Below are 19,631 nucleotides of genomic sequence, written 5' to 3' on the forward strand. Positions count from 1 at the left end.
GACTAGCTGCTCGACCGGGCAGCCTTCGGCTGGCAGAGCGCCGCCGCCAGCAACGCGGCCGCGGTCATCCCCGCGGCCGCGGCCCCGATCCGCAGCGCGGTGCGGACCCGCGCCCGGGTTCGCGCCCGCGCCACCGCATACGCCCGCTCCGCTTCGTCGAACCGGCCGGTGCACAGCCCCGGATCCAACTCCAGCTCCCGCCACACCCGCGGCCATGCCCGCAGCTCCCGGACCGGCACCGCACGGGGACGCGGCCCTGCCAGCCGCACTGACCCCGCAGCAGAACGCCGCGGCTTGAGCTGCGCCTGCTGCGGACGCTCTTCCAGCACCACCGGTTCCGGCCCCACGTAGAACAGCGGCCCCGGAGCGTTGTGCAGCAGCTCCGCGAGCAACTGCGCGCAGGCCCGCGCATCCCCCAAAGCGGTGTGCTGCCCGGTCGGCCAGTCTCCCCCGAGCGCGTGGCTGGCCCGGGCCAGCGAATACCGCTCCAAATGCACCTGCGACCGCAGCGTGCGCAGCGTGCACAGGCCGGGCAGCCCATCCGGCAGCCCTGCCGGGACGAACTCGCTGGTCAGAAACGCGTTTTCGAAGTCGAGGTTGTGTCCCACCACGACCGCACCAGAGAACAGCGCGCAAAGCTCCGCCACGAGCTCCGCCGCACGGGGAGCTCCCACCACATCGCCCTGGGCAATACCGTGGAACTCCTGTCCGGTGACCTTGATCCGCGGGTCGACGAGCGTGGTGAACTCCCGGAGCACAGTGCCGTCCCCGCGCATCCGCACCACGGCGATCTCACAGACCCGGGCTCCCCCCTCAGGCCGGAGCCCGGTGGTCTCGACATCGACCACCGCGTACTCCAAGTCCCGCGCGCGGTACCTGCCCCGGCGCCGGCTCAGCGCCCCTATCCGCACAGCCTCGTGGCCCGCGCGCTTCTCGTGCGGCACATCCGTCTCCTCGTCTCGTCTCGCAGCCCGTTTCGCACTCGCTGCGGCGGGCCAGCCCTGACCTTACCTGCGGCCAGAGACGGTCCTGGCCGCTACCTCCCAGCTTCTCCCCCTCCCATCTGCGAGGATGCTGGGTACATCCGGGAAGTGGCACCGGCCGCGCACGGTTCCCGCCGGGTCCCGCCGCACCGGCCGAGCAGCCGTTGTACGTTCAGCACCGCGTCCAACCCATCGATCCGCGGAGCAACAGGTGCAGACCATCGTTATAGCCGGTGCCGGCATGGCCGGCCTCACCACCGCCGAAGCGCTGCGAGAGGCAGGCTTCGACGGAACCATCACGCTCGTCGGTGACGAACCCCACCGCCCCTACGAGCGGCCACCGCTGTCCAAAGAAGTCTTGACCAGCCAGAATTCCGGCAAAGGCGTGTGGCTGCGCACCGACGACGAGCTCGCCGCGCTCTCCCTGGACCTTCGCCTGGGAGTGCGGGCCATGGCGCTGCGCCCCAGTGACCGGGCAGTGGAGCTGTCCGACGGGACCTCCCTTGTCGCCGACGCCGTGGTGGTCGCCACCGGGGCCCGGGCCCGCCGCCCCCGCACCGACCTGCCCGGCGTCCACGTCCTCAGAACCCTGGACGACGCCGAAGCGCTCCGCGCCGACCTGCTGCGCTACGGCCGGGTCGCAGTCGTGGGAGCGGGATTCCTCGGCGCTGAAGTCGCTGCCAGCGCCCGCGCCCTCGGAGCAGAGGCCACCCTGCTGGAAGCCGCGGACACGCTGCTGCCGCGGGTCGTCGCCCCCCGGATCAGCGCGGTCTTCGCGGAACTCCACCGCGACCACGGGGTGGACCTGCGTCTCGGAGTGCCCGTGACCTCCTTTGCGGGCACCCACCGGGTCGAGCGGATCGAACTGGCCGACGGAACCTCCGTAGCGGCCCCCGTCGTCGTCGCCGGGATAGGGGTCCACCCCAACACCGAGTGGCTGTCCGGATCGGGGGTGCTGCTCGACCCCGAGGTGGGCGGAGTCTCCTGCGACCCGTACTTGGCGACCTCGATCCCCCACGTGTACGCCGTCGGCGACCTCGCCGCCTGGCCCCACCCCCGCTACGGCGGCCGGATACGGCTCGAGCACTGGGCCAACGCTGAAGAGCAGGCGCGCCTGGCCGCCCACAACCTGCTCGCCGGGGAAGGAGCCCGGCGCCCCTACACCCCGGTGCCGTATTTCTGGTCCGACCAGTACGGCCGGAAAATCCAACTGCTGGGCCAGGCCTCCCCCGCCGACACCGTGGAGATCGTGCACGGCTCGGTGGCGGACCGCAAGTTCGTCGCCTTCGTCGGCCGCCAGGACCGGCTCGTCGGAGTGCTGGGCATGCGGTCCACACCCCGGGTGATGCGCTACCGCCCCCTCCTGGAAGAACCCACATCCTGGGCCGACGCCCTGGCTGCCGCGCAGCAGTAGCGGGAGGGCTGCCGCGCGGCAGCCCTCACACGCTCACACTTCAGCGAACCGGTCGAGCGCTTCGATCAACTGGTGCAGGATGCCGGGCTCGGTGAACGCGTGCCCGGCATCGTCGATCAGGTGGAATTCCGCCTGCGGCCAGGCCCGGTGCAGTTCGAAAGCGGTCTTCGCCGGGGTGCAGACGTCGTAGCGGCCCTGCACGATCACCCCGGGGACACCAGCGAGCTTGCTCGCATTCTCGATGAGCTGCCCAGGGGTGAAGAATCCGCCGTGGACGAAGTAGTGGTTCTCGATCCGGGCGAACGCCAGGGCGTACTCGGGGTCGGCGTAGGCGGCGCGCAACTGCTCGTTCGGGTACAGGGTGGACGTGCTGGCTTCCCACACGCTCCACGCGCGGGCTGCTTCGAGGCGCACCTGCGGGTCAGGCGAGTTGAGCCGCCGCGCGTAGGCGCCGATCAAGTCGTCCCGCTCCTCTTCGGGGATGGGTGCGAGGTACTGCTCCCAGGCGTCCGGGAAAAGATAGGAGGCGCCGCTCTGATAGAACCAGAGCAGCTCCTCGCTGCGGAGCGTGAAAATGCCGCGGAGGACGAGTTCGCTGACCCGTTCGGGATACTGCTCGGCATACGCCAAAGCGAGCGCACTCCCCCACGACCCGCCGCAGACCAGCCACCGCTCCACCCCCAGCATGCGGCGCAGCCGTTCCATGTCTGCCACCAGCGTCCACGTGGTGTTGGTGTGCAGTTCGGTGCTCATCAGACTGGCGTGCGGCGTACTCCGCCCGCAGTTGCGCTGGTCGAACAGCAGCACCCGGTACCGCTCCGGGTTGAACAGCCGACGGTGGTCGGGAGTGCAGCCTGCCCCGGGGCCCCCGTGCAGGAACACCGCGGGTTTCCCCTCCGGGTTGCCTACAAGCTCCCAGTAGATCCGGTGGCCGTCGCCGACATCGAGCATTCCGCTGTCGTACGGTTCGATCGGCGGATACAGCGTGCGCATCACCACGTGTCCTTACATGCTCTAGGTCTGCGGTAGAAGACCGGAATCGCGTAGGCGGCAACGGTAACAGCCCAGGGGCGGGGCTGCGGCGCCACGGAACCGCGGTTCTCCTGCCCGGCGCCGGGGTATCACCCGCACCCCTCGACCGGTCCCGGCAGCCCTTGGATAGCGGTCCGACCACCGTATCCCCGGCCCGCCGCTTCCCACTCGTCGTCGGCCTGCACCGGGCGCGAAGAGGGGTTCTTCACACCACGGCACCTGCCCCCAACGGGGAGTCGCCGCAATAGGCTGCGATACGAGCGCGTTAGGGTTTTTGCGTACCCGCCAACCACGTTTTCCGTTCCAGCCGCACCAGGCCTGGACTGGAATGAGCGGATGACTAGCCGGATCCCGGGAGCCGACACACCAATCCGCGATGCGCCTGCTGCAAGCTCCACAAGGGCTCGCAACCGCGGCATTGAGGCCCGCCACCGCGCCTTTGGATAGCCACTGAGCCCGCCAGTCAGGGGAACAAGGATAAAGGAACCGCCCATGTCGAGGACTAACGACACACGTGTCGTCAGCTACCAGCCACTCGTCGCTCCCCACGACCTCCTGGCCGAACTGCCGATGGGCCCCGAGCGCACGGCACTAGTCGAGGAAGCCAGAGCCGAGGTGAAAAAAGTACTCGATGGGGAGGACGACCGGCTGCTGGTTGTCGTGGGACCGTGCTCCGTGCACGACCCCGAGTCCGCCCTGGACTATGCACGCCGTCTCAAGGCGCTGATCCCGTCCGTCTCCTCTGAATTGTGCGTGGTCATGCGGGTGTACTTCGAAAAGCCGCGCACCACCCTGGGATGGAAGGGCCTGATCAACGACCCCGGGCTCGACGGGAGCTTCGACGTCCACCGGGGCCTGCGGACCGCACGCAAACTGCTGCTCGACATCGGCTCCCTGGGCGTGCCCGCCGGCACCGAATTCCTCGACCCGATCACCCCGCAGTACATCGCGGACGCGGTGACCTGGGGAGCGATCGGTGCGCGCACCACGGAAAGCCAGGTGCACCGCCAGCTCAGCAGCGGCCTCAGCATGCCCGTGGGCTTCAAGAACGGCACCGACGGCAACGTCCAGGTCGCCGTGGACGCCTGCCGGGCCGCAGCCAGCTCGCACACCTTCTTCGGCGTGGACCCGAGCGGCAGCGGCGCGGTCGTGTCCACCTCCGGCAACCCGGACTGCCACGTCATCCTGCGGGGCGGCCGCTCCGGCCCCAACTACGACGCGGACAGTGTCGCCGCCGCGCTCGACACCATCGAGGCCGCGGGCCTGCCGCGCCGCCTCATGATCGACGCCAGCCACGCCAACAGCGGCAAGGACCACCTGCGCCAGCCGGGCGTGGCCCAGGCCATCGCCGCCCAAGTCGCGGAAGGCCAGACCGGAATCATCGGGGTCATGCTGGAGAGCTTCCTGGTGCCCGGCGCCCAGAAGCTCGGCGACCCGGCCAAGCTCACCTACGGCCAGAGCATTACGGACAAGTGCATGGGTTGGGAGACCACCGAGGAGGTCCTGGCCCATCTGGCCGACGCCGTGCGCAGCCGCCGCAAGGCCACGTCCTAAGCACTACCCAGCGCCAGTGCGCGGCCTCCTCCCCCATCTGCCCGCCGCGCACCGGCGCTCCTTGCTCGGCGACCACGCACTGCTAGGCTGAGAACACCGAATGCCCGCACGTCCCAGCCCAGGGACCGCTGCGCTGCCCGGTTTACCGGTGACCTTCCCGGTGCGCACCGGGGCGCCAGCCCTATGATTGGCACCGCCCCGGCAGACGGGACAGCGCTGTGCCACAGTCTTTCGCCGAAGGTGCAGACGAGCGCAGTTGAGGCCCTCTGGCGGACGCCATAGCGGGGGCGGCGCTCACCAGCCTCCGTTCACACCACCCTGTTCTTCGGGAGCGTCCATGACCCAGCCTCCGACCAGCGATGCCCGCACGACACCGCTGTATGACACCCATGTGGCTTCCGGCGCCACCATGGTGGAGTTTGCTGGCTGGCTGATGCCGCTGCGCTACCGCAGCGAAAGCGCCGAGCACCGGGCCGTGCGCGACGCCGCTGGACTGTTCGACCTGTCGCACATGGGGGAGATCCGGGTCCACGGCCCGCAAGCCGCCGACTGCCTCGACTATGCGCTGGTGGGACAACTGTCCACGCTCGCCGTGGGACGCGCCCGCTACACCATGATCGTCACCGAGCAGGGCGGCGTCCTCGACGACCTCATCGTCTACCGGTTGGCGGACGACGACTACCTCGTCGTCGCCAACGCCGCTAACACTGGCACGGTGGCCGCCGCGCTGACCGAGCGGGCCGCCGGCTTCACCGCGACCATCACCGACGAAACCGCGGACTACGCTCTCCTCGCGCTCCAAGGCCCCCAGTCCGCAGCCATCCTGGGACCGCTGACCGACGTCGACCTGTCGGCTCTCCGCCCCTACGCTGCCCAGCACGGCACTGTCGCCGGCACTGCCATACTGCTGTCCCGGACCGGCTACACCGGTGAAGACGGGTTCGAAATCTACCTCCGGCCAGGAACAGCGGCCCCGGCGCTCTGGGACACGCTCGTGGAGGCCGGACAGCCGCACGGACTCCTGCCCGCCGGCCTCGCAGCCCGCGACACCCTGCGGCTGGAAGCGGGAATGCCGCTGTACGGCAACGAACTCACCGCCGAGCTCACCCCCTACGATGCTGGGCTGGGCCGGGTCGTCAAACTCGACAAACCGGGAGACTTCGTGGGGCGTGCCGCGCTCGCTGCCCGCGCGTCCTCCGGCCCCACGCAGGTCCTGGTCGGCCTTGTCGGCCGCGGCCGCCGCGTCCCCCGCAAGGGGTACCCGGTGCTCCGCGATGGGGTTCCTGTGGGAACCGTCACCAGCGGCGCCCCCTCCCCCACGCTGGGCAAGCCCATCGCGATCGCGGCTGTCAAAGCGGGTACGGACCTTTCCAGTGGTGCGTTCGCCGTGGACGTGCGAGGCCGCGCTGAAGCGGTGGATGTGGTGGATCTGCCCTTCTACCGACGCACGTCGTGAAGGCGCTGCCTGCGGCGGGTACGCCCTCCCCGTCAGGGCAGGGCAGATCTGAAGGTGTCAGGGCGGCGCACGTCCGCGTGCGCCTCTGCTGAATAATGGACAACACTCCTGGAGAGTCGAATTGAGCGTTCCCGCGGAGCTGGGTTACACCAAGGAGCACGAGTGGGTGGCGATCAACGAAGGGATCGCTACCGTCGGCATCACAGCCTTCGCTGCCGAAGCGCTGGGAGACATTGTCTACGTCGAACCGCCGGAAGTCGGTTCGACCGTCACCGCCGGTGAAAGCTGCGGTGAGATCGAATCTCACAAGTCGGTCAGCGAGCTCTATTCTCCGGTTGACGGTGAGGTTGTCGATGTCAACCAGGCTGCGGTGGACGACCCCGAGTTGATCGGCTCCGACCCTTACGGCCGGGGCTGGTTGTTCAAGGTGGAGCTCGCTGAGGAGCCCGCCGATTTGCTCACCCCGGAGCAGTACACACAGCTCACCGAAGGTGAAGGTTAGGAAACTCATGACCGCCCAGAGCACTTCGCTCACCCAGTCGCTGGCTCAGCTCGACCCTGAGGTCGCGGCAGCCGTGGACGCCGAGCTCGCCCGCCAGCGCGACACCTTGGAGATGATCGCCTCCGAAAACTTTGCGCCCCGGGCGGTGCTGGAGGCGCAAGGCACGGTGCTGACCAACAAGTACGCGGAAGGCTACCCGGGCCGCCGCTACTACGGCGGGTGTGAGCACGTGGACGTCATCGAACAGCTGGCCATCGACCGTGCCAAGGCCCTGTTCGGTGCCGAGCACGCCAACGTGCAGCCGCACTCGGGCGCTCAGGCGAACACCGCCGTGTACTTTGCGCTGCTGCAGCCGGGCGACACCATCCTGGGCCTGGACCTCGCACACGGCGGGCACCTCACCCACGGCATGCGGATCAACTACTCCGGCAAGATCCTCAACGCCGTGGCCTACCACGTACGCGAGTCCGACGGCCTGATCGACTACGACGAGGTCGAAGCGCTAGCCAAGGAGCACCAGCCGAAACTGATCATCGCGGGCTGGTCGGCGTACCCGCGCCAGTTGGACTTTGCCCGGTTCCGGGAGATCGCCGACCAGACAGGCGCCCTCCTCATGGTGGATATGGCGCATTTCGCGGGTCTGGTCGCGGCTGGACTGCACCCCAACCCGGTCCCCTACGCCGACGTAGTGACCACCACCACCCACAAGACCCTGGGCGGGCCGCGAGGCGGGCTCATCCTGGCCAAGGAGGAGCTGGGCAAGAAGATCAACTCGGCGGTGTTCCCGGGGATGCAGGGCGGTCCGCTCCAGCACGTCATCGCTGCCAAGGCCGTAGCGTTGAAGGTCGCGGCCAGCGAAGAGTTCGCTGAGCGGCAGCGGCGCACCCTTTCCGGCGCGAAGATCCTCGCCGAGCGGCTCACCCAGCCTGACGCGGCCGAGGCCGGTATTCGGGTGCTGACCGGCGGCACCGACGTCCACCTGGTCCTGGTCGACCTGGTCAACTCGGAACTCAACGGCAAAGAGGCGGAGGACCGGCTGCACGAGATCGGTATCACGGTCAACCGCAACGCGGTCCCCAACGACCCGCGGCCGCCCATGGTCACGTCGGGACTGCGGATCGGCACCCCGGCTCTCGCCACCCGCGGTTTCGGCGACGCCGACTTCGCTGAGGTCGCCGACATCATCGCTGAGGCGCTCAAGCCGGGCTTCGACGCGGCGACCCTGCGCTCCCGCGTCCAGGCGCTGGCCGCCAAGCACCCGCTCTACCCTGGACTGTGATTGTGCTTGTGCCCGGTGCCTCGGGGGTGCCGGGCACCCGTAGGGCTTGTCGGCCCTCTACGCTTTTCTCTGCGGACGGCGCTCACGCCTCCAGCGCCCTGGGGTCCATCCACACCACTTCCCACAGGTGCCCGTCAAGGTCCTGGAAGCCCCAGGCGTACATTCCCTCGTTCTCTATCGGGTCGATAGACGGCCGTGCCCCCGCTTCGAACGCCCGGTTGACCAGCTCGTCCACTTCTTCTTTGCGGTCAGCGGAGACCGAGATGATGGACTCGGTGTTCTTGGCCGCGTCAACCAGCTCCTTCCGGGTGAACCGGCGGAAGAAATCGCGGGTGAGCAGCATGACGGCACAGTCGTCGTTGATGACCATGCAAGCCGCGTTAGTGTCGGTGAACCGGGGATCGAAACGGAAGCCGAGCGCGGTGAAGAACTCCTGGGACTTCTGCAGGTCCTGTACCGCCACGTTCACAAAGATTTTTCGAGTCACGAGCGCACCGTAACCGGCGGAGCTCCTGGTCAGCCGCAGCCCAGTTCGTGTTTCCCCTAGAGCAGACCGGAGTTTTACCGCCCTTCAGAAAGGCTGCGCCGAAAGATCACAGCTTGCCCCGGCTCTCGGCCGTGCCCCTGGCCCCGCGCCTCTCCGAAAGTATCCCGGTCACGTTTTGACACAGCGCACAGCGACCCGGATCTTCGGCTCTTTGAGCAGGGACAGTTCTCCGATCTTACGTTCCACCGCGTTGTGGACCTCCGCGGTAACCTCGGCGATCCGGTGGGCCTCTGCGGCGGCACGGACCTTGACCCGCTGGCCGAACACGCTGACTCGTGCCTCGCGGACCCCGTCGACTTCACACGCTGCCGTAGTCAAGATCCGCCGCAGCGCCCCTCGGGACACTCCTGCGGCGAAAGTCAGGTCGTGGGGGTGGCCCACGTCCCCGCGCCCCCACCCGGGGAGCAGAGCCAGGGCGATCATCAGCAGGCTGATCAACACCAGTACAGCGGAGGCGACGTGGACCGCGGGGTCGCTCCACCGGGCCGCGGGCGTATCGCCTGCCTGGCCTACAGGCAGCAGGCTCACCGGGCTTCCCGCAAGCGCGGAAATGACCTCTGCGGCAGCCAGCCCGGTCACTGTGACGAGGACACCGCCGACGACCACGACTGCCCACGAACGATACGGCCGAGGTGTGCGGACGGCAGCTTGATCTGCCGATCCGTTCGTCCCGGTCTCTGGACGGGTCAGCACCTCTTCCACCGCTGTCATGCCTGTCCCCCCATTCTCCGGGCGCCGCGTACGCGAGGGCGCCCGCTTCTTCTTCCACCCCGGTACTACTCTGTGAAGATCTGCGCCTACCCGCTTTTTTGCCTTCTGATTCGTGTCACGGAAAGTAATGTCCTGGTGTCCCCCTCCTCTGGGTAAAGTCCTCGTCTCGCGACCCCACTCCGGGACACATCCGGACCTAGACGAATAACTCTTGGACTCCCTTCACCAGCGGAAATGCCCCTTACTCCTCCCATTCCCCATACTTCAATGTGACTTTCATCACGGATTGCATCACACATCTCTCCGCCACACAGCACCGCCAAGCAAATACGGAGTGTGATCAACTTACCGCAAAACAGAGCGTGGCCTATAGCCACGCTCCGTATTCAGACCACCGTCACGGCGCCGCCGGGGCAGCGCTCTCCCCCACCCCGGCCCACCCCCGACGCCAGGAATCAGTGCACCGTCACCGGAACACCACCGTCTTGCTGCCGTTCAGCAGAATCCGGTGCTCCGCATGCCAGTTCACCGCGCGGGCCAGCGCCATCGACTCCAGGTCGCGGCCCACCTCCGTGAGCTGCTCCGGACTGAACGTGTGGTCCACCCGCGCCACTTCTTGCTCAATGATCGGCCCCTCGTCCAAGTCGGCCGTCACATAGTGCGCTGTCGCACCGATCAGCTTCACCCCGCGGGCGTGCGCCTGGTGGTAGGGGCGAGCGCCCTTGAAGCTCGGCAAGAACGAGTGGTGGATGTTGATGATCCGTCCCGCCAGCTTCTGGCACAAGTCCTCAGAAAGCACCTGCATATACCGGGCCAGCACCACCAAGTCGATCTGGTAGGACTGGATCAGCTCCAGGACCCGCGCCTCCTGCTCCGGCTTGGTCTGCGGCGTCACCGGCAAGTGGTGGAAGTCCACCCCGTAAGACTTAGCCAGGAACTCCAAGTCCGGATGATTGGACACCACCGCTGCAATGTCCGCCTTCAACGTGCCGCTGCGCTGGCGGTACAGCAGGTCGTTCAGGCAGTGCCCGTACTTGGAGACCATCACCAGCACCCGCATGCGTACATCACGGCGCCACAGGTCCCAGTCCATCGCGTACTCGGACGCCAACGCCGCCAAAGCTCCGCGCAGCGCATCCTCGTCCACCTGCGGACTTTCGGCGGTGAACTGGACCCGCATGAAAAACCGGCCCGTGTAATGGTCGCCGAACTGCTGGCTCTCCTCGATATTGCACTGGTGGGCGGCCAGAAGGTTCGCCACCGCCGCAACGATTCCACGGCTGTCGGGGCACGACAGCGTCAGCACAAACTCGCGATCACTCATAGTTCACAGGGGACTTTCGACAAGGGAACGGCCGCACCCATCCGCGGTCTCATTAACTCACCAGGGTAACCACGTCGGCCCCGTCCAGCCTTGATAAACCCGTCACGCGTCGCGCATGCCGTCACCCACAGCGACAAACCCGGACAATTCTCCTCAACTGTGGGATGCTCATCACATGAGCAGCCTCCGCAGACGGTACGCAACGGCCACCGCCCACCTGCAGGCCCCCTTCGCTATCGTCGACCTCACGGCCCTCCGCGACAACGCCGCCGACCTGGTACGCCGCGCGGGCGGCACCCCCATCCGCGTGGCCAGCAAATCCGTGCGCTGCCGTGCCCTGCTTCGCGAGGTGCTCGCCTTCCCCGGCTTCTCCGGGATCATGGCCTACACCCTCCCCGAAGCGCTCTGGCTCGCCACCGACCCCGAAAGCGCCGACATCGCCACCGACATCCTCGTGGCCTATCCCACCGTCGACGCCGACGCCATCGCCCGTCTCGCCGCCACCCCCGAAGCGGCAGCCAAAATCACCCTCATGGTCGACTCCGTGCACCACCTCGACCTCATCACCGCCGCCGCCCCCGACCCGGCCGCCCCCATCCGCGTCTGCCTCGACATCGACACCAGTTGGCAGCCACTCGGCCGCGCAGTCCGCATCGGCGCCTACCGCTCCCCGATCCGCACCCCACAGCAGGCCGTCGCCCTCGCCCGTGCCATCGTCCGCCGCCCCCAGCTCCACCTGGACGGCATCATGGCGTACGAAGCCCAGATCGCCGGAGTGGGAGACGCTCCCCCGGGCCGCCCGCTCTACGGAGCCGTGCTCCGTTGGGTACAGCAGCAGTCCCGCCGTGAACTCGCCCACCGCCGCGCCGCCATCGTCAACGCCGTCCAAGACATCACCGAGCTGCGCTTCGTCAACGGCGGCGGCACCGGCAGCCTGCACACCACGAGCCGGGACCCCGCCGTCACCGAAGTCGCCGCAGGCTCCGGCCTCTACCAGCCTCGCCTCTTCGACCACTACCGGTCAGTCAACCGCCGCCCCGCGGCGCTCTTCGCACTCCCCGTCGTCCGCCGACCCGCCCCCGGAGTAGCCACCGTGCTCGGCGGCGGCTACCTCGCCTCAGGCACCCCCGACCCGTCCCGTCTCCCCCAGCCCTACCTGCCCGCCGGGCTGCGGTTCAGCGCCACGGAAGGCGCCGGGGAAGTCCAGACTCCGCTACTCGGAGCGGCCGCCGACACGCTCGCCGCCGGAGACCTCGTCTGGATGCGCCACGCTAAAGCAGGAGAACTCTGCGAACACTTCACCCACCTCCACCTCGTGGAAGGAAACCGCGTGACCGCTACCGTCCCCACCTACCGAGGCGAAGGCAAAGCGTTCCTGTAAGCAGAAACGGGTGGGGCCCGCCAGGAACCGTTCTGGCGGGCCCCACCCGTCACCACTCAACGCTTGCTTCTCCGGCGCAGCAGGACCAGCACACCCACCGCGACCACCACACCGACACCGACCCCGACCAGGAGCGCGGGAGAAGGCGGCTGCCGCAACTCATACTCGGTCACCACCTCGTCCTCCCCGCTGACCAGGATGCTTCCCTCCGGCGGCTCCACGAAGCGGCTGCTCTTGCGACGCACCGGATTCCCGGACGCTATCGCGCGCGCCTCTTCCACCAGTTGACTGCCGGCATGGCGGACTTTCGCCAGTCCGCGCTTGGCCACATTCTTGGGGTGAGTCCGCTCCACAAGCTCGTCGATCGATGCTGCCAGTCGCTGCTGGACTTGCTCGATCTCCGCCTGCACGGCCGCCGGATCACGTTGCGGTCCCACGGGCTTGCGTCTTGGCATACAGCCGCCTCCTTCCGCTACCGCAGGGTGGCCTGCGACGGACTCTCATCCGGGATCTGATCGGTGGTTTTCTCACCAGGCGGACGCGTGTCCCGCAACGCGTTCTCAATTCCGTCGACTACCCGGAAGAAGTCCAGCGTGGACAACCACAGTTTATAGACGATCAAGATCTCGAATACGAGGAGCAGAACACCCGCCGCCACGGTGATCCAAACAACCGCTGTCGCAGAGAACACTGCCGCCAACGGCGCCACGACAAACACCGCGGCCTGGAATTCGATTCCGCTCACCAGGTGAGTGCGGATACGCCGCCTCCGCAGGAAATCCCAGAATTTCTGGTACCAGGGAAACCGGGTCCGAAACCCCTGGTGCAGGTCCACCCGGGGCAGCCGCACATCCGGCTGTTTCCCCGCCTCCCAGTCGGCGCTGTTCTCCTTCTCCGTCTGCGATCGCAGCAGGTCCTCCAGCACCGAAATGCCATGCCGCAGCACCGCCTGCTCCCCCAGGTCGCTCAACGGCTGGCCCGCTGCCCGCTTCTCATCCTTCTCGTCTGACTCCAGCATCGACAGCGTGGCCCGCGCCCATTCCAGCACCGCGGCCAGCCGGGACCGCATCTCCCGACGCACCTTGTACACCTGGAGCGCATTCAGGTAGCGCAGCATGTCGCAGAAGACCACCGCCAGCGCCAACCAGACGAACACGATCCGACCGGTGAGCACGTACTGGCCGCCCATCAGCGCGATCGCGCACACCAGCACCCGGAACCGGTCGAAGACGTAGTCCATCCAAGAGCCGAACAGCGACTCCCTGCTGGTCAACCGAGCGAGTTTGCCGTCCATGCAGTCCGCAAGGAAACACAGGTAGTACAGGACGGCCCCCGCGATGAGAAACGGCCACAAGCCGACCGCGAAACACGCCGCCGCCCCCAGGCCGAGGAGCAGGACCGCCACCGTCAACTGGTTCGGTGTGATCGACGTCCGGTTAGCCACCAGACGGACCAGGCGGATCGCTAACGGATCAACCGCCCACACCGTCCACCACGAATCACGTTCCCGGCACGCACGGACACGCACCTCGTCCAGGGTGTAACTGGGCATTGTGGGTCAACTCCTCGAACACGAAGCCTGGGGAACGCTTCGGCCCTCCCCACCGGCAGCCAGCCGCGCGGCCTGGGATACGGCCCCGCACCTGTGGCGTTCGATGAAACGCGAGGTGGGCTTGGTTAACCTTAAAGGCGGAGGGCCGGCCCGCAACACCCTCCGGTCCGCGCTTCCTCCCCTGCCCGCTCTGCCTGACCGACTCCGCTGATTTCACGACCCTGGCCAGACCAATCCATTTTTTCCGCTCTTCTGCGTCATTTGCGGACTAGGGTGTGGAAACACGCGTTTGACGCAGAGTCCCCTACTTCGAGGAGTCCACGTTGAGCGAGAACACTATTCGGCTCCACCCCGGCGACATCGCCCCTGACTTCACGTTGAACAGTGCTTCCGGGGCTTCCGTGACTCTCAGCGAAGTGCTCAAAGATCACGACCGGGTGGTGGTGTACTTCTACCCGGCAGCGATGACCCCGGGATGCACCACCCAAGCGTGCGACTTCCGCGACAACCTCCACGACTTCAACAAGGCAGGGCTGACCGTCTTGGGTATCTCCCCCGACTCGCTGACCCGGCTGGCCAAGTTCGCCGAGCAGGAAGGTCTGACCTTCCCGTTGCTCAGCGACCCCGACCGCTCGGTGATGACCTCCTACGGAGCTTTCGGCGAGAAGAAGAACTACGGCCGAATCGTGCAAGGCGTGATCCGCTCCACCTTCGTCATCTCCGCTGGACGCACCGTGGAGCGGGCCTACTATAATGTGCGGGCCACTGGACACGTCGAGCGGCTCAAGCGTGACCTGGGCCTTTAGGGAGTTCACCGCACCACACCCACGCACCTAGCCGGCACCCGCCTGCCCTGTCCCGCACCGGTGAGGGCACGACCGCTGTGGCACGTCCGCACGATTTGCATTTCCCCCCTCTGAACTGCCAATCTCAGACAGAAGGCTTTCCGGTCTCACCACAGCCACGGGAAGTAGACCGAGCCACGGGGCCGTAGCCCAACGGCAGAGGCGGCGGCTTTAGGTGCCGTGCAGTGCGGGTTCGAATCCCGCCGGCCCTACCACAGAAAAACACTGGCCGGAGAGAAGCGGAGAGGATCTCCGTCTTCCTCCGGCCAGTGTCGTCTCAGGTCCGCTGCCGTCCCCGCAGTGCGCTCAGGTGCGGAACACCAGAGCCCACAAGACGACAGAGAGCAAGAGCAGGACGAACAGCCCCACTCCCGCAACGATCACCGCCTGCTTCTTCCGGCTCCGCTTACTGCGGTGCTTACCGGAACTGGTCAAACCCAGTGCGTCGGTCGACTCGCGGATCGCGGTAAGCAGCGCGCTCACCGACTCTGGACGGTGCCGTTGCAGGGCATCGGAGACGTGGCTGACCTGTTCCTGCAAGTTGGTGCGGAGGACTTCGGCACCGGCCCGGAAATGGTCGACCGCGGAAAGCTTCTCGCGCTCCTGCTGGCGGCGCACCGCTTCAGCCATCCGCGCCGCGGTCTCCGGACTGGTCTCCGGGGCCCACGGGGCCAGCGAAGCGATCCGCAGCATCGCGGTGGCGCTCTCCGCCGTCAGCCTCTCGTTAGGGTCGACCTTGAGCAGCCCCGCCAGGACCGGGGCCAGCGGCCCCGCGTTAGCGGCAGGCGGAGGCTCCTCCACGTCGTCGCCGCGCAGAATCGCGATGTAGCCCTTGCGGCCGTACGGAGGGTGCCCTTCCACCGCCGCATACAGGGTGGCGCCCAAAGACCACAGGTCCGAGGCCGGTCCCACCGGGCCCGCTTTAGCCCGCTCCGGGGGCAGATACGACGGCGAGCCGATGATCCGTCCAGAGCTGCTGAGCGCAGACTCGCCGGTCCACGCCGCAAGCCCGAAGTCCGTCAACACGACCCGGCCGTCCTCGCTGATCATGACGTTCTCGGGCTTGACGTCCCGATGCACGATGCCCTCATCGTGTGCGGCCTTGAGCGCACTGATCAGTTGAAGGCCGATCTCAGCCACCCTGGGATACGGCAGTGGCCCCGCGATGTCGATAATCTCGGCGAGCGTCCGCGCCTCGACCAGTTCCATCACGATCCACGGCCGCCCGTCCTCGTTGACCACATCCAGAACGGTGACCACGTTGGGGTGGCTCAGCCGTCCCGCTACCCGAGCCTCGCGGGTGGTTCGGCGGAGCAACGAGTTCCGTTCATCCTCGGTCACGTCGTCCGGGAGACGCAGCTCCTTGATCGCGACCTCACGGTCGAGGACAAGGTCCGTGGCACGCCACACCGTACCGACCCCACCGCGGCCGATGGGCTCGCGCAGCACGTAACGGCCAGCCAGTACGCGCTCACTGCCGCTGGCCTGGCCGTCAACTGTGACAGAAGGCCGTCGGCCGGTGACGTCGGCTTTCGGCCGCTCTGTTGGAGGCTGTTCTATGGACACGGCTTCAGAACATCGGGTCGTGGGCCATGGCGGCCTCCTGTGGACTGCTTACGACGGTCAAGACGGGCAAGAGACGCGTCTTCCCGTTATACCAGCGCCAACCTACATCAGAGCAGGTAGTTGCCGCATTACAGCCGCTTAGGTCCATATTCGTTATCTCCTGTGGGCTGCACCACACGTCACTTGTCGTCTCTTGGGGATTCTTACCGGGAGGGAGCAGGCTTATCACCGGGCGCGGACCACAGCGTTTCCGGGTTCTGGACGGTCACGGGTCCGACACCGAGCTCCTCCAGCGGTCCCCGCAGCGACTCGGCATCGCCCACCACGGTCACCACCGCGTCCTCGGGGTGCAGGTACTCCTGGGCAGCCTGGTTCAGGCCGTCGACGGTCAACTGCTCGTAGCCGGCGCGCAACCGGTCCACGTGGTCCTCGGGCAGGTCGTAGACGACCATTTCGATGAGCGCCCACGCCATGCGCCCAGCGCTGGCGTAGGTGACAGGCAGCCCGACCGTGTGGGACTCGCGGACCGCTTGCAGCTCCTTCTCGGTGACCCCCTCCTGCCGGAGTTGAGCGATCTGCTCCAAGGTCACGGTGATCGAGTGGGCAGTCGTGGGCGCGTCCACCTGGGTGCTGATGAGGAAGACACCGCTGTCCCGCCGCAGGTCGAAGCGGCTTCCCACACCGTAGGTGTACCCCAGCTTCTCCCGCAGTTCCAAGTTGAGCCGCGACGTGAACATCCCGCCCAGCACGTCGCTCATCCCCTCGGCCCGGGGCAGGTCGATCTCGGTGCGGCTCGGAGCGTGGTGGGCCAGCACGAACGCCGACTGCACCGATCCGGGGCGGTCCAGGATGATGATGCGGGGGCGCTCCCCTGGGGCTGTCTCGGGAGCAGTCGTGTGCCGCTGCGGGGCGGGGGCAGCATCCCCGAAGACTGCAGCGCCGAGCTCCTCCAAGTTCACCCCGGACAGGTCGCCGACGACGATGAGGGTCCCCGTCACCGCGGCAATGTGGTCTGTGTGGAAGCTGCGGGCGAGGTCCGGGGTGAGCCGCTGCTGGTAGACGTCTCCCCCGCTGAGCGGGACCGCGTAGCGTCCCGTGAAAAGCTGGCTGCCCACGGCCCGCGCGGCAAGCGTGGAAGCAACCGAGTTCTCCAACCGGAACCTTTCGGCGAGCTGGTCTCGGCGGCGCACGATGTCGTCGGGGCGCAGGGCCGGGGACCGGACCGCTTCACCGAGGAGAGCCACCGCGTCTTTGAGCCGCTTGGTCGGGGCGTCAACGCCGGTGATGAAGCTGTCCCAGCCGACCCGGCTCACCCATTCCGCGCCATAGCGTTCCAGCGCGGGAGCCAGGGAGCTGTTGCCGTCGACACCGTCCTCGAGCGCCTCGCTGACCAGCATGGCGGCTCCCCGGTATTCGTCGGATTCGATGTTCGCTCCCGCGGGATGCACCAACCGCACCGCGGCATAGGGCTGACCGGGAAGGTCGAGGGCGATGACGGTGCCGCTGCCCACCTTGACACGGGTGGGCTTCGGGAAGACGTAACGGGCCGGTTCGCCAAGTGCGGGACGTGGCTGGAGGCTGGTCAAGAGGACTCTCCTGATTCTCTTGTCTGTGGTCGATGCGCGGACTGTCGGTGACGGCTCTGGCTCAGGCGTTGGCGGTCTCGCTGGGAGCGACCTCGTAGCGGAGCGAGAACCGGTTCTCCGGGATGAGGTACTGCTTGGCGCAGTCCACCACCTCGTCCGGGGTGATGGAGGCCCAGCGCATCGGCCAGGTGTACACCAGTTCGGGGTCGTCGAAAAGCTGGGTGTAGCCGCTGAGCGCGTTGGCGAGTCCAGCAGGGGTGGAGATGCCCTGGAAGTGGTCGCGTTCCAGTACGGCGCGGGCCCGCTCCAGCTCCTCTTCGCTGATTCCGTCGGCCAGGGCCGCGGTCTCTTCGAAGATGGCGTTTTCCAGTTCGGAGCCGCTCACCCCGTCTCGGGCGATCATGCTGATGAAGAACAGGGACTGGGTGTAGCGGAAGTCGAAGAGGTCTGAGGAAGCGCCGCCGTCGTCGTTGGCCAGCCCTCGCTCCACCACCAGCCTGCGGTAGAGACGGCTGCCCTGCCCTTGGCCGAGAACCGCGGAGGCGAGGTGCAGAATGTCGAACTCACGGGTCCCGTACGGGGGGATGCGGTGGACGATGAAGACCGAGGGGGCCGGAACCGGCTCTTCCACGACCAGGCTCTTGGAGCCGAGCAGTCCTTCGAGCGATGCATCGGGGGCCTCAGCCACGGTCTCCCGCGGCGGGATACCACCGAAGTACTTTTCGACCCGACGGTAGACGTCCTCGGAGTCCAGAGAGCTGACCACACTCAACACGAGGTTGTCCGGCCCGTAGTGGGTCTTGTGGAAGGAAAGCACGTAGTCGAGGTCGGCGGCGTCCAGGTCCTCCATGGAGCCGATCGTGGGGTGGTGGTACGGATGCCCCTCCGGGTAGGCGTGGGCGAGGATGCGTTCGAAAGCGGTGCCGTAGGGTTGGTTGTCGTAGCGCTGGCGACGCTCGTTCTTGACCACGTCCCGCTGGTTGTCCAAGACCTCCTGGGTGACCCCGTCGCGTAGGGTAGCGAGCCGGTCCGCCTCCAGCCACAGGGCGAGGTCGAGCGCGTGTTCCGGCACCGTCTCGTAGTAGTTGGTGCGGTCGCTGGAAGTGGAGGCGTTAAGTTCCCCGCCGAGCGCCTCGATCAGTCTGAAGTGTTCGCCTTTAGCCGCGTTGCCGCTGCCTTCGAACATGAGGTGTTCGAAGAGGTGGGCGAATCCGGTCCGGCCAGGCACTTCGTGGCGAGACCCGACGCCGTACCACAGGTTGATCGCCGCCACCTGCCCGGTGGCAGCCGGAGCAGTAACCAACCGGAGACCGTTGTCCAGTCGGTACTGCCTGATGTGTCCGGCCGCGCCGTTGCTCGTCACCAATCCCTCTACCCCCTGCTCAGCGGATGTCATGTTGATCATTGAGCCTATAGCCCTCGAACAGCGGACGGATATCGCCGTACCGCTCCTTCGGGACACCCTATGGGTCTCTCCGCTACTGTCGCGAGTTAACGAACCGATCCAGTCCGCCCTCAGCAGAAACGGAGCAGGGTGAGCGTACGCCATCCCGCTGACTGTTGGACGCGCTCAAGCAGAGAATGGTTGTTGCCGTGAGACTCGGACTGGACAACAGTGGACGACGGATACGTGGCCGATATCCGTTCCCCGGATAAAAAAAATTGGGCCGCCTACATAAGGCAGCCCAAAAACAAATAGCTCCAGAAAAAGAAAAAGGAGGGCGGGAAAGGAGAATCTCTGTCCTCCTACGTCCACCCTCCTTTTTTGCGTGTGTGTACGGCGGTGTCCTACTCTCCCACCCCACCACAGGGCAGTACCATCGGCGCTGGGCGGCTTAACGACCGGGTTCGGAATGGGACCGGGTGGACCCCGCCCGCTATGACCGCCGTAACCCTCAC

General features: G+C 67.0%; 17 protein-coding genes, 1 tRNA gene and 1 rRNA gene. 8 read left to right on the forward strand and 11 right to left on the reverse strand.

Translation table 11 applies throughout. The features are described from left to right. Positions 1-2: 2 nt before the first annotated feature. The gene (locus tag CW348_RS15105; RefSeq protein WP_011292770.1) at positions 3-944 is read right to left on the reverse strand and encodes a PolC-type DNA polymerase III; all 942 of its coding nucleotides are present in this window, start codon (positions 942-944) and stop codon (positions 3-5) included. Between the two features lie 250 nt (positions 945-1,194). On the opposite strand from CW348_RS15105, the gene CW348_RS15110 reads away from it, so the two are divergent. Beyond that, positions 1,195-2,397, forward strand: a complete 1,203-nt coding sequence (locus CW348_RS15110; protein ID WP_104612964.1) for an NAD(P)/FAD-dependent oxidoreductase — start codon at positions 1,195-1,197, stop codon at positions 2,395-2,397. A gap of 33 nt (positions 2,398-2,430) precedes the next feature. Here the strand turns inward: CW348_RS15110 and pip are convergent, their stop codons facing one another. Then, entirely contained in the window at positions 2,431-3,390 is a 960-nt protein-coding gene (gene pip / locus CW348_RS15115) for a prolyl aminopeptidase (protein ID WP_038044051.1), read from the reverse strand. A gap of 531 nt (positions 3,391-3,921) precedes the next feature. Here pip and CW348_RS15120 point away from each other — a divergent pair. The 4 genes from CW348_RS15120 to glyA all read left to right on the forward strand — a co-directional run bounded on the left by CW348_RS15120 (position 3,922) and on the right by glyA (position 8,220). Beyond that, positions 3,922-4,983, forward strand: coding sequence for a 3-deoxy-7-phosphoheptulonate synthase (locus CW348_RS15120; protein WP_011292773.1), 1,062 nt, complete (start codon positions 3,922-3,924; stop codon positions 4,981-4,983). A gap of 337 nt (positions 4,984-5,320) precedes the next feature. Beyond that, positions 5,321-6,439 (forward strand): glycine cleavage system aminomethyltransferase GcvT, encoded by a 1,119-nt coding sequence (gene gcvT / locus CW348_RS15125; protein ID WP_287464122.1) that lies wholly within the window; start codon positions 5,321-5,323, stop codon positions 6,437-6,439. 121 nt (positions 6,440-6,560) lie between these two features. Continuing rightward, on the forward strand, positions 6,561-6,941 hold the full coding sequence (gene gcvH / locus CW348_RS15130; protein WP_011292775.1) for a glycine cleavage system protein GcvH: 381 nt from the start codon (positions 6,561-6,563) through the stop codon (positions 6,939-6,941). Positions 6,942-6,948: 7 nt separating this feature from the next. Beyond that, complete coding sequence (glyA, locus tag CW348_RS15135; protein WP_011292776.1) at positions 6,949-8,220, forward strand: serine hydroxymethyltransferase; 1,272 nt, start codon at positions 6,949-6,951, stop codon at positions 8,218-8,220. A gap of 82 nt (positions 8,221-8,302) precedes the next feature. Here glyA and CW348_RS15140 read toward each other — a convergent pair whose 3' ends face one another. The 3 genes from CW348_RS15140 to purU all read right to left on the reverse strand — a co-directional run bounded on the left by CW348_RS15140 (position 8,303) and on the right by purU (position 10,802). Beyond that, positions 8,303-8,683 (reverse strand): VOC family protein, encoded by a 381-nt coding sequence (locus CW348_RS15140; RefSeq protein ID WP_227480917.1) that lies wholly within the window; start codon positions 8,681-8,683, stop codon positions 8,303-8,305. Between the two features lie 192 nt (positions 8,684-8,875). After that, a complete protein-coding gene (locus CW348_RS15145) occupies positions 8,876-9,478 on the reverse strand; it encodes a DUF6286 domain-containing protein (protein ID WP_011292778.1) in 603 nt (200 codons plus the stop codon). Between the two features lie 466 nt (positions 9,479-9,944). Continuing rightward, a complete protein-coding gene (gene purU, locus CW348_RS15150; RefSeq protein ID WP_011292779.1) occupies positions 9,945-10,802 on the reverse strand; it encodes a formyltetrahydrofolate deformylase in 858 nt (285 codons plus the stop codon). Between the two features lie 175 nt (positions 10,803-10,977). Here purU and CW348_RS15155 point away from each other — a divergent pair, with 175 nt between their 5' ends. Then, a complete protein-coding gene (locus CW348_RS15155; RefSeq protein WP_287464126.1) occupies positions 10,978-12,183 on the forward strand; it encodes an amino acid deaminase/aldolase in 1,206 nt (401 codons plus the stop codon). A gap of 56 nt (positions 12,184-12,239) precedes the next feature. On the opposite strand, the gene CW348_RS15160 is transcribed toward CW348_RS15155, so the two are convergent. Together CW348_RS15160 and CW348_RS15165 are read right to left on the reverse strand one after the other, a co-directional pair. After that, on the reverse strand, positions 12,240-12,638 hold the full coding sequence (locus CW348_RS15160; RefSeq protein WP_011292781.1) for a DUF3618 domain-containing protein: 399 nt from the start codon (positions 12,636-12,638) through the stop codon (positions 12,240-12,242). 17 nt (positions 12,639-12,655) lie between these two features. Next, positions 12,656-13,735, reverse strand: coding sequence for a CDP-alcohol phosphatidyltransferase family protein (locus CW348_RS15165; RefSeq protein WP_011292782.1), 1,080 nt, complete (start codon positions 13,733-13,735; stop codon positions 12,656-12,658). 323 nt (positions 13,736-14,058) lie between these two features. On the opposite strand from CW348_RS15165, the gene bcp reads away from it, so the two are divergent. Together bcp and CW348_RS15175 are read left to right on the forward strand one after the other, a co-directional pair. After that, complete coding sequence (gene bcp / locus CW348_RS15170) at positions 14,059-14,541, forward strand: thioredoxin-dependent thiol peroxidase (protein WP_011292783.1); 483 nt, start codon at positions 14,059-14,061, stop codon at positions 14,539-14,541. 178 nt (positions 14,542-14,719) lie between these two features. After that, positions 14,720-14,795, forward strand: a tRNA-Leu gene (locus CW348_RS15175). Between the two features lie 91 nt (positions 14,796-14,886). On the opposite strand, the gene CW348_RS15180 is transcribed toward CW348_RS15175, so the two are convergent. From CW348_RS15180 to rrf, 4 genes are all read right to left on the reverse strand, one after another. Continuing rightward, positions 14,887-16,146, reverse strand: a complete 1,260-nt coding sequence (locus CW348_RS15180; protein ID WP_011292784.1) for a serine/threonine-protein kinase — start codon at positions 16,144-16,146, stop codon at positions 14,887-14,889. Positions 16,147-16,349: 203 nt separating this feature from the next. Next, on the reverse strand, positions 16,350-17,732 hold the full coding sequence (locus CW348_RS15185; RefSeq protein ID WP_011292785.1) for a pitrilysin family protein: 1,383 nt from the start codon (positions 17,730-17,732) through the stop codon (positions 16,350-16,352). Between the two features lie 61 nt (positions 17,733-17,793). Further along, a complete protein-coding gene (locus CW348_RS15190; protein ID WP_394346873.1) occupies positions 17,794-19,137 on the reverse strand; it encodes a M16 family metallopeptidase in 1,344 nt (447 codons plus the stop codon). Positions 19,138-19,507: 370 nt separating this feature from the next. Then, positions 19,508-19,623 (reverse strand): 5S ribosomal RNA (rrf, locus tag CW348_RS15195). Positions 19,624-19,631 lie beyond the last annotated feature (8 nt).

The sequence above is a fragment of the Thermobifida sp. genome, assembly GCF_017577275.1.
Lineage (GTDB): Bacteria > Actinomycetota > Actinomycetes > Streptosporangiales > Streptosporangiaceae > Thermobifida > Thermobifida fusca.